The organism is Colwellia sp. Arc7-D (assembly GCF_003061515.1).
Classification (GTDB): Bacteria; Pseudomonadota; Gammaproteobacteria; order Enterobacterales; family Alteromonadaceae; genus Cognaticolwellia.
In genome coordinates this window covers 15609-26611 of record NZ_CP028924.1, presented here as the reverse complement: position 1 = coordinate 26611, position 11003 = coordinate 15609, and the positions used below count along the sequence as shown (strand labels likewise).

The following is an 11003-nucleotide window of genomic DNA, read 5'->3' as shown; positions in this document are numbered from 1 at the left end:
GTATGAAAGTTGGAATTATTATGGGCTCAAAATCAGACTGGCCAACCATGCAGCATGCTGCGCAAATGTTAGATTTATTTAATGTTCCTTATGAAACCAAAGTTGTTTCAGCACACAGAACACCACACTTATTAGCTGAATATGCAGAAAGCGCTAGAGATAGAGGCATTACAGTTATTATAGGTGGCGCTGGTGGCGCTGCACATTTACCAGGTATGACAGCTGCTTATACGAGTTTGCCGGTGTTAGGTGTTCCAGTTCAATCAAAAGCGTTAAGTGGTCAAGATTCTCTGCTCTCTATTGTACAAATGCCTAAAGGCATTGCTGTTGGTACACTAGCTATTGGTACTGCCGGTGCTGCAAATGCAGGTTTACTAGCCGCACAGATTATTGGTACCTTCGACCCGACAGTACAAGCCGCGGTTGAAAAATTTAGAACTGAACAAACACAAACAATTCTTGATAATCCAAACCCTGCTGAATAAGGCTAGTTCAATGAATGTTTTAGTATTAGGTGCAGGACAACTTGCTCGTATGATGGCATTAGCTGTTAAGCCTTTAAATATTAATATACGCGCTTTCGATGTTGGCTCAGGTAATGTAGTTGACCCGCTTTCAACAAATATTATTTTTGGTAACTTAACGCAAGGCATTGAGTTCGCAGATTTTATTACCGCTGAATTTGAGCACATAGATCACCAAACCCTTGCATTGTGCCAAGCATCAGGAAAGCTTCGCCCGTCAAGCCAAGCGATTAAAGTTGGTGGAGATAGAAGGTTAGAAAAAGACCTGCTAGTAAAATGTAATATTGCCAATGCTAAACACCAAATTATTGCAACAAAAGCAGACTTTGACCAAGCGTTAGCTCACTTGTCTTTTCCGCTAATTTTAAAGAGTGCTTTAGCCGGGTATGACGGTAAAGGTCAGTGGAGATTAAAAGATAAAGCCAAAGCAGATGAAACTTGGCTAGATATTAAAGCTTTTTTTGATGGCGGTGAACAAGGTGTTCAACACGCGGTTGTAGCTGAACAAATGGTCCCTTTCGATAGAGAAGTTTCTCTAGTGGGTGCTCGTGATAGCCAAGGTAATACCGTAGTTTATCCGTTAACCGAAAACCATCACACCAATGGTGTTTTAAGTGTATCGATTGCAACGCAAGTAAATGAAACTCTACAAGCACAAGCTAAGCAAGTATTTGATAGTATCGCCAATGAGTTAAATTATGTTGGTGTGTTAGCCATAGAATTTTTTCAAATTGATGAACAATTACTGGTGAATGAAATTGCCCCACGGGTTCACAACTCAGGACACTGGACACAACAAGGTGCAGATACTTGTCAGTTTGAAAACCATTTACGTGCGGTTTGCGACTTACCCTTAGGTAGTACCGAGTTAATTCGTCCTTCAGCTATGATCAATATACTGGGTGAAGATGAAGTACCTAATGCTATCTTGAATGTCGCCAGTACTACTTTGCATTGGTATGGGAAAAGTAAACGCGCTGGCCGAAAAATGGGCCATATTAATGTCTCTGGCAATTCTGAAAAACAATTAGCTGAGCGATTAAGCCTATTAGCGGATATTTTACCTGAAGCGGCATTTGAAGAGCTTAAACCTTATGTTACTGGTTTCAAAAACAAACTAAGTTAAATTGTCTTAAAGACTATGCTTTACTAAAACCAGCAAGTTGCTGGTTTTTTTATATCAAACAGATTCGTTTTTCTGAAAATGACTACAAGGTTTAGACGCACATTGGAGTTTTTCTCCTGCCGCCATTTGCCTTTTCAATAACAAACCAAAACCACACTTTTCGCATTCACCCATAACGGGTTCATGATTGACGACAAATTTACATTTTGGATAGTGATCGCAAGAATAGAATGTTTTGCCAAAACGGCTGACTTTTGACTGTAGGTTGCCTTTTTTACAGTGTGGGCAAGTAACGTTTTGTTGTTCGAGTTCATTGTTATCTTGTGCAACAATGTGGTGACATTCTGGGTAGTTTGTACAGCCGATAAACATACCATAGCGGCCTTGCTTAACGGCAAGTTCACTACTGCATTCAGGGCATTCACTACCTACTAATATTTTGTCGTCAACGCGTTCATGTTCTACAACAGCTCGAGTATGTTGACACTCAGGGTAAGTAACACAACCAAAAAAAGAACCTGACTTACTGTGTTTAATAACAAGTTTAGCGCCGCAATCAGGGCAGACTTCATTGGCTTTTTCTAAGGCATGTTCATGACGTGAAAATAATGGTTTTTCGGGATTTGACATAATAGACACCTAAAAAATTAGATCGCTATTATGTCATATTTTATGACATGAACTGTAGCGTAATTTTCCAACAAATTACGCATGAGAAAAGCGTTAGTGTAAAGGCCCTTCTTGTTCATCAAAAATAAGGTCTTCCATTTGAGAGTAGGCATTTTCTTTACCTGGCACATTAAATAGCACCATCAATACAACCCACTTTAAATCATCAATACAAAAGAACTGAGTATCTAACTCCATCACCCGATCAATAACCATTTCACGAGTGATAAAGTCTAATAAATTTACCTGCTCTAAAAACATCAAAAAGCCACGGCACTCTACATCTAGAATTTGGCATTCTTGTGAGGTATAAATCCGAATAGATTTATTACCTACTCTTGTTAAATAAGGATAAGTCTCGGTATCTTGCAAGGCAGCAAGTTTCTCTAGCCAAGCCAGTGCTTTATAAATTTCATCTTGGTGAAAACCAGCACGAGTTAATTCATCCGTAAGTAATTCATGATCCACCATCACTTCAGCTTCACTATGAATATAATTTTCAAAAAGGTACATCAAGATATCAAACATAACTAGCCCCTATTTAATTTAAGGTAACCCCCTGGTACAGCAGATACCAGTCCCCTAAGTTCAAGCACTGTTAAACGTGTTAGCACTACATCGATAGGTAGTTTACATCGTGAAACCACCAAATCTACAGGTGTAATTTCATATCCCACACTAGCTAACATTGAATCGTTACACAAGTCTTGTTCTTCTATTTTTTCTGTCGGATTATCTTTCTCTTTGTTTCTACTTAAGTTTAAATCTTCTGATTCAATATCATCAAACTCTTCTACTATATCGGCAATGTCCTCTACAAGTTTAGCACCTTGTTTAATTAACCAATGACAGCCTTTGGCTTGTATATTATAAATTGAACTGGGTACGGCAAATACTTCTCTACCTTGCTCTAATGCACAACGCGCTGAGATTAAAGAGCCACTTTTTAGTGACGCCTCAACCACAACAACCCCCAAACTTAAACCGCTAATTAAACGGTTTCGTTTTGGAAAGTGCCCTGCCTTTGGCGCTACACCAGGGGGGAATTCACTAATAATTAGACCATTATTTTCAATAATGTTTTTTTGTAAAACTTTATGTCGAGCCGGATACGTTATATCTAAACCGGTCGCTACAACGGCAATAGTAAAACCTTTATTATTCAATGCGCCTAAATGTGCCTGTGCGTCTATACCTAAAGCCATACCACTGGTTACAACAAACTGTTCAGATAACTCTCCTGCTAATTTGTAGGCTATTTCACGGCCTGACACGGTTGCATTGCGACTGCCCACAATAGCCATTTTAGGCAATGACAATAAATCAATATTGCCACGAATAAAAAACACGATGGGAGGATCGTAAATTTCTTTTAATAATAGAGGATATGCGGGTGAGTCAAAGGTCACAATTTGACTTTGGCATTGATGTGAATCAGTGATTATTTTTGAGAATGTTTGCCAATCAGGTGATGATATAGCGAGTTGCTGATTACTGGTTAAACCTGACTTAGTTAAATCAGTCGATACTGAAAACAAAGCCGTTAGACCATATTTTTCAACTAAGGCAATTTTTTTATGGCTGGCTAACCGTGGAATTGCTTTCACGGCTAGCCAGTAATGTGTTGATGTTAATGCTTCACTGCTATTAATATTATTTGCCACTTGCTTCTCCTTAAGAGTGGCTAACTCAAAGGTTACGGCGCGGCAACTCCATCAAGCACACGAAGTGGTTTTTCAGAGTTTAAGATTAGCGCCATACTGACCTTATCATAAACTCTAAATACCATAACTTGCCCAATAGATTCTGCAGGCATATCGTAATCTGACAAATTGTCGCTGGCTAACTTGTTCCAGCGTGAAGTATCTTTAGTGTATTGTGGACCACTATCTGTTTCAACTACTGCAGGACTTTTACGCTTCACAGTAAGCACATCACCAACTTGCATGTCTTGGCTACTGCCTTTATTAATCATTACGACATCAAATTTTGCAAATTCACGTAACTTAGCAACAGAGCTTACAATAAGCCCTTCTAAGGTTTGTGATGCTGCACGCATAGTGAAAATAGAAGGATATTGTTGACCTTCATTTACTGGGATAACAAAAGCACCAGAACGAATTTCACGTTTTGCACCATCAATATAAATGGTACTAGGTTGCATTTTACTCATATCACCAGTGTGTGTTGCTTTACCGGTGCCAACAAGTCTAATGTTATATCCAAGGTTTTCATTGGTTTTAGGGTCAACAATGGCATCACCTTTATGATATACGCCATAGCTTTGACCTATGGTCAGGTCACTATTAATATAAACTTTCAAACCGTCGATACTAGATTTGTAGCCTTCATCACTACCAATAATGCGAGGAAGTCCTTCTAATTCAGCTGCACTTTTTACACTGTCGTAGCGAATATAAGGTGCAATAGCGTGCAACGGTAACGTACTCACTGGGTTTTGATCTTTTAATTGTTTACGAATTTTAGGCGACCATTTAAGTTCAGGTTTACCTTTAACCAACATAGGTTGGCCTTGTTCGTCAAAAACTAGGCGTAATTCATCACCAGGATAAATTAAATGGGGATTATTGATTTCTGGGTTAAGGCGCCATAATTTAGGCCACAACCAAGGTTGATTGAGAAATATACCGGATATTTCCCATAAGGTATCCCCTTTCTTAACGACATAAGATTTAGGGGCATCTGACTTAATTGTTAACTCATCAGCCAGTAAAGATAATGACAAAGTTAAGCCAAGTATCAACGAAAATATTCTTATTAGCATGTTAATCTGCCTATTATTATAGGTTTTATCCTAAACCACTATGATTAATTATAATTAATGGCTAAAATTGAAACATAACACTCTATGCGATATTTCGCGAACTCTTTTGATAAATTATGGCTATTTTACCTGTATTACGATTTCCTGATGAGAGATTAAGAACCAAAGCACAACCTGTAACTGAAGTTAATGATGAAATTCGCACTATTATCAGCAACATGTTTGAAACCATGTACGATGAAAATGGTGTCGGTTTGGCAGCAACTCAAGTTGATATACACCAACGAATTGTCGTTATGGACGTTTCTGAAAACAAAGAACATCCTTATGTCTTAATAAATCCTATTATCACACGTAAAAGTGACGATACGCTTATTAATGAAGAAGGCTGTTTATCTGTACCTGGCTGTTATGCAAAAGTTGACCGAAGTGTTGCCGTGACCGTAACCGCGCTCGATGAAAATGGCAAAGAATTTTCCTTAGACGGAGAAGAACTATTAGCTATTTGTATTCAACATGAACTCGATCATCTTGATGGTATTTTATTTGTTGACTACTTATCGCCACTAAAACGCCAACGTATTAAGAAAAAACTAGAAAAAGAAGCACGCATAGATAAAGCAAACGCTTAATCTTTTTCAAACGTAGAACAATTTAATTCAATTGCATTTTGGAAATACCTTTGTCCAACGACTTAACACAACCATTAAATATTATTTTTGCTGGCACACCAGATTTTGCTGCGCAACACCTCGCAGCACTTTTGCAATCACAACACAATGTTGTTGCGGTTTATTGCCCTCCTGACAAACCTGCCGGGCGTGGTAAAAAGCTCACGGCTTGTGCCACTAAGTTATTAGCGTTAGAAAATAATATCCCTGTTCAGCAGCCTGAAAACTTTAAATCTTTAGAGTCACAACTAACCCTAACCAGTTACCAAGCAGATGTTATGGTTGTGGTGGCTTATGGTTTACTGCTGCCAACAGTAATTTTAGAAACACCAAGATTAGGTTGTATTAATGTTCACGGCTCTATTCTACCAAAATGGCGTGGTGCAGCGCCCATTCAACGTGCTTTAGAAGCTGGCGATCCACAAACGGGCGTTACCATAATGCAAATGGATAAAGGCCTAGATACTGGTGATATGATCTTAACCGCTACCTGCGACATTACATCAACTGACACTAGCGCAAGTTTATACAGCAAATTAGCAGCGCTTGGTCCAACAGCTTTATTAGAAACATTAACGCTTATGGCTTCAGGTCAGTATAAACGCCAGCCTCAAGATAATACCCAAGCTACCCATGCCGCCAAGCTTGATAAAGCAGACGCTGAGATAAACTGGCAACAACCTGCTGCAGTACTTGATCGTACAATAAGGGCATATATTCCATGGCCTGTCGCTCAGTTTACTTTTCACGAAAACGATAATGAACATCGTATTCGTGTATTACAAGCCAGTGTTATAACGCTTGATCACAAACAAACACCTGGAACGATTATTAGCTGCGATAAACAAGGCATTGTCGTTGCCACAACGACCAATGCGCTTAGGCTCGAAACATTACAACTGCCGGGCAAAAAAGCATTAGCCGTAGCCGATATACTTAATGGTAAAGCCCTGTGGTTTGCCAAAGGCCAATTAATCAATGGTTCCACGTCACCTCAACAAGGGTTAACTTAATTATGGCCGCTAATCTTAGAGCCCTCGCTGCCCGTTGCACCTTTGCTGTTGTTGATAAAGGTCGTAGCTTGTCAGATGAACTACCACAACAAATTGCAAAAATAGACCTAAAAGATAAAGGGCTACTACAAGAACTTTGTTATGGCGTTTTAAGGTACTTACCAGAACTTGAACATGATGTACGTGACTTTATTAAAAAGCCATTAACTGGCAAACAGCGTGTGGGGCATTTCTTATTATTGGTTGGCATTTATCAGATAAAATATACCCGTATTCCAGATCACGCCGCTTTTAACGAAACAGTTTCTGCCTGCAAGCCTTTAAAGTGTGAACATTTGAAAGGTGTTATTAATGGTATATTAAGAAACTTTCAACGCCAGCAAGCTCAATTGGTTGAAAGTAATACTCAGCCTGATAATACTAAGCTACCTGCCGCTATCGCATATAATCATCCGTCTTGGTTTATTAAAAAATTACAAACTAGCTACCCTGACAGTTGGCAAGCTATTCTCATCGCGAATATGGAAAGACCACCAATGTGGTTGCGAGTAAATTCGCTTCACCATAGTCTTGAGCAATATTTAACCCTATTAGCAGCAGCCGGCATTGAATTTGCCTATATTGATAAAACTTCATCTGCCATTCGCTTAATTGAAGCTGTTGACGTAAACAAGCTTCCTGGATTTCAACTCGGTTGGGTATCAATTCAAGATGGAGCCGCACAACAAGCTGCAATTCTACTTGATTGCCAACCTGATGATAACGTACTCGATTGCTGTGCAGCACCCGGTGGTAAAACTTGCCATATTCTCGAATATAGTCCAAAAATTAAAGCCATGACTGCCTTAGATATTGAAGCAACTCGTTTACTGCGAGTGCATGAGAATCTTGAGCGCCTTAATCTGCAAGCAAATGTTATTGCCGGCGATGCAGCAACACCTGAAAAATGGTGGGATGGACAATTATTTGACCGAATTTTATTAGATGCCCCTTGTTCTGGCACAGGTGTCATTCGACGTCACCCTGATATAAAGTGGTTGCGTAAAAGCCAAGACATCGATGTATTAACTGACTTACAGCAAGATATATTAAAAAATGTATGGTCTTTGCTGAAACCCGGTGGTACTTTGCTATATGCAACATGTAGTGTATTGCCTGAAGAGAATAGTCAGCAAGTTCAACGTTTTGTTGATGAAAATCCTGATGCAAAACATATATCAATTACCCAAAACACCGACGATATTGGCTGGCAAATACTGACCAGCGAAAATTCAATGGATGGTTTTTACTACGCTAAATTAGTTAAAACACAACAATAAAAGCAATCTTAAATGAAAATTATAATTATTGGTGCTGGACAAGTTGGTGGCACATTAGCGGAAAACCTTGTCGGTGAAAAAAACGACATTACGTTAATCGACACCAACAGCGAAACCTTGCGTGAATTACAAGACAAAATGGATTTGCGCGTTGTGGTTGGTCATGGTTCTCACCCTGATGTACTCAAGCAAGCTGGCGCTGAAGATGCTGAGTTAGTTGTCGCCGTAACCAACGACGACGCGATTAACATGATTGCTTGTCAAATTTGTTATTCCCTATTTAATACCGCCAATAAAATTGCACGTATTCGTTCAAGTAAAATCCTTAAGTATCAAGATGAACTATTTCAAAATAAAAATATTCCTGTTGACCATGTTATTGCGCCAGAGCAGCTAGTAACGCGCGATATTGCTCGGTTAATTGATTACCCAGGCGCATTGCAAGTATTAGAGTTTGCTCAAGGTAAAGTTAGCTTGGTTGCCGTTAAAGCTTATTACGGCGGTTTATTAGTAGGACATGCCCTTTCCACCTTGCGTGAGCATATTCCGAATATTGATACCCGGGTTGCAGCCATTTATCGAAATGGTAAGCCTATTCGTCCATTAGGGACTACCGTAATTGAAGCTGACGATGAAGTATTCTTTATTGCTGCCTCAATACATATTCGCGCCGTAATGAATGAGCTACAAAAGCTAGAGGCACCCTACAAAAAAATCATGATCGCCGGCGGTGGTAATATCGGCTCTGGGTTAGCTCGCCTATTAGAAAAAAATCACCAAGTTAAATTAATTGAGCATTCAGCTAAACGTGCAGCTTATTTAGCGTCTGAGTTGAACGATACCCTGGTTTTTACCGGCGACTCGTCTGATCAAGAACTGCTAATGGAAGAACATATTGATCAGTTTGATGTGTTTATTGCCGTAACCAACGATGACGAAGCTAATATAATGTCTTCGTTATTAGCGAAACGTTTAGGTGTACGCAAAGCCATGGTGTTAATCCAGCGCAGCGCTTATATTGACTTAGTACACGGTAGTAACATCGATATTGCAGTTTCTCCCCAACATGCAACAATATCAGCACTATTGACCCATGTTCGTCGTGGTAATATCGATAATGTATATAGTTTACGTGGTGGTGCGGCTGAAGCGATCGAAATCGTCGCCAAGGGTGATGAAAGGTCATCAAAGGTGGTTGGTAAAACTATTCAACAAATTAAGTTACCACCAGGGACTACCATTGGCGCAATTGTACGTGACGATGAAGTATTTATTGCGCATTCAGATACTAGAATTCAAGCAGAAGATCATGTGGTATTGTTCTTAGTTAACAAACGTTATATAAGCGACGTTGAAGCGTTATTTCAATTAGATGCAATAACGTTTTTCTAATTTACACATCTAGTAAACATTCAAATAATATGAATTAGGTTCGCCAAAATGCTGGTGTGAATAACACCAGCAAAGTAAATATCTCTAAGCGCCCAAACAACATAGCAACAACCAATACCCACTTACTAAAATCATTAATGTCAGCAAAGTTAGCCGCTACCTGCCCTAACCCAGGACCAAGATTATTCAAACATGCGGCTACCGCAGTAAATGCTGAATATTCATCCATACCCGCCGCTAAAAGCAACAACATACAAATAACAAATACCGCTGCATAGGCAGAGAAGAAGCCCCAAATAGCTTCAACAACACGATTAGGTAAGGCTTTATTGCCGAGTTTGATGGTGAAGACTGCCTTAGGATGAACTAATTTATTTAATTCTCGTATACCTTGTAAGTAAAGTAATACCACTCGGATGACTTTCATACCGCCACCGGTACTACCAGCACAGCCACCAATAAAGCTCGAGAAAATTAATAAAATGGGGAGTAATGTGGGCCAGTTAGAAAACGTGGCTTCGCCAGCTGATGTACCTGAAAAACCTGCAGTAGTACTAATAGAAACCGCATGAAAAAGCGCTTGCTCAAAGTTTTCAAAACCTGATTGATAAACGTTAAAACTTGTTAGGACAATAAAACAGATAAAAATTAAGGTAAATTGGATACTCAAAAAAGCTTTAAATTCTGAATCATAAAAATAACTGCGCAGTGAGCGACTGTTAACAACGGCAAAATGCAGTGCAAAATTGACGCCGGCAACTAGTAAGAAAAATACACAAATAAAGTTGATCAATGGACTATTAAAATAGCCCATGCTTAAATCATGAGTTGAAAAGCCACCAATGGCGATAGTTGAAAACGAGTGACATACCGCATCAAATAAGCTCATTCCTGCAGCCCAATAACTTAAAGCACATGCCGTGGTAAGTGATACATAAATAAGCCACAAATGCTTAGCTGTGTCTGCAATACGCGGGGTCATTTTTGAATCTTTAACTGGGCCTGGAGTTTCGGCTCGATATAGCTGCATACCACCAATACCTAACATAGGTAAAATAGCTACCGCTAAAACGATTATACCCATACCACCTAACCATTGTAGCTGTTGGCGATACCAAAGCACGGCGTGTGGCAAGCCGTCAATCTGCGTTAAAATAGTTGCACCAGTAGTGGTTAAACCAGAAAAAGATTCAAAGAAGGCATCAGCAACAGAAAGATTAGGTTGATCTAATAACATTAAGGGCACAGCTGAAAAGCTTGCCAAAACGGTCCAAAAAAGGACAACAATTAAAAAGCCTTCACGCGCCCTTAAGTCACTTTTTTCAGCTCGATACGGATACCAAAATAAAAGTCCGGCTATTAGGCAAAAAAGAAAAGACATTAAGAAAGAAACACCACCACCATCTCGATAAACAAGAGAAATAAAAGCGGGCGGCAGCATAGTTACGCTTAGTAAAGCGACTAATAAACCTAATATTCGGATGATATTTTTAAATTGCACAGT

Annotated in this window: 11 protein-coding genes; 6 read left to right on the top strand and 5 right to left on the bottom strand. The window is 39.4% G+C overall.

What is annotated here, in order from left to right; translation table 11 throughout:
* Window positions 1-2 precede the first annotated feature (2 nt).
* Complete coding sequence (purE, locus tag DBO93_RS00110; RefSeq protein ID WP_108454519.1) at window positions 3-485, top strand: 5-(carboxyamino)imidazole ribonucleotide mutase; 483 nt, start codon at window positions 3-5, stop codon at window positions 483-485.
* Window positions 486-495: 10 nt separating this feature from the next.
* A complete protein-coding gene (locus DBO93_RS00105; RefSeq protein WP_108454518.1) occupies window positions 496-1650 on the top strand; it encodes a 5-(carboxyamino)imidazole ribonucleotide synthase in 1155 nt (384 codons plus the stop codon).
* A 54-nt stretch (window positions 1651-1704) separates the two neighbouring features.
* On the opposite strand, the gene DBO93_RS00100 is transcribed toward DBO93_RS00105, so the two are convergent.
* From DBO93_RS00100 to DBO93_RS00085, 4 genes are all read right to left on the bottom strand, one after another.
* Window positions 1705-2280 (bottom strand): topoisomerase DNA-binding C4 zinc finger domain-containing protein, encoded by a 576-nt coding sequence (locus DBO93_RS00100; protein ID WP_108454517.1) that lies wholly within the window; start codon window positions 2278-2280, stop codon window positions 1705-1707.
* Between the two features lie 93 nt (window positions 2281-2373).
* A complete protein-coding gene (locus tag DBO93_RS00095; RefSeq protein ID WP_108454516.1) occupies window positions 2374-2847 on the bottom strand; it encodes a DUF494 family protein in 474 nt (157 codons plus the stop codon).
* 2 nt (window positions 2848-2849) lie between these two features.
* Window positions 2850-3983, bottom strand: coding sequence for a DNA-processing protein DprA (gene dprA, locus DBO93_RS00090; RefSeq protein WP_239059044.1), 1134 nt, complete (start codon window positions 3981-3983; stop codon window positions 2850-2852).
* Between the two features lie 32 nt (window positions 3984-4015).
* On the bottom strand, window positions 4016-5104 hold the full coding sequence (locus DBO93_RS00085) for a LysM domain-containing protein (protein WP_108454515.1): 1089 nt from the start codon (window positions 5102-5104) through the stop codon (window positions 4016-4018).
* A gap of 116 nt (window positions 5105-5220) precedes the next feature.
* Here DBO93_RS00085 and def point away from each other — a divergent pair, with 116 nt between their 5' ends.
* From def to trkA, 4 genes are read left to right on the top strand one after another with little or no spacing between them, the layout of a single operon-like run.
* Window positions 5221-5736, top strand: a complete 516-nt coding sequence (gene def / locus DBO93_RS00080; protein ID WP_108454514.1) for a peptide deformylase — start codon at window positions 5221-5223, stop codon at window positions 5734-5736.
* Window positions 5737-5786: 50 nt separating this feature from the next.
* Complete coding sequence (fmt, locus tag DBO93_RS00075) at window positions 5787-6788, top strand: methionyl-tRNA formyltransferase (RefSeq protein ID WP_108454513.1); 1002 nt, start codon at window positions 5787-5789, stop codon at window positions 6786-6788.
* A 2-nt stretch (window positions 6789-6790) separates the two neighbouring features.
* A complete protein-coding gene (gene rsmB, locus DBO93_RS00070; RefSeq protein ID WP_108454512.1) occupies window positions 6791-8107 on the top strand; it encodes a 16S rRNA (cytosine(967)-C(5))-methyltransferase RsmB in 1317 nt (438 codons plus the stop codon).
* A 12-nt stretch (window positions 8108-8119) separates the two neighbouring features.
* On the top strand, window positions 8120-9499 hold the full coding sequence (gene trkA / locus DBO93_RS00065; RefSeq protein WP_108454511.1) for a Trk system potassium transporter TrkA: 1380 nt from the start codon (window positions 8120-8122) through the stop codon (window positions 9497-9499).
* 34 nt (window positions 9500-9533) lie between these two features.
* Here the strand turns inward: trkA and DBO93_RS00060 are convergent, their stop codons facing one another.
* Window positions 9534-11000 (bottom strand): TrkH family potassium uptake protein, encoded by a 1467-nt coding sequence (locus DBO93_RS00060; protein WP_108454510.1) that lies wholly within the window; start codon window positions 10998-11000, stop codon window positions 9534-9536.
* Window positions 11001-11003 lie beyond the last annotated feature (3 nt).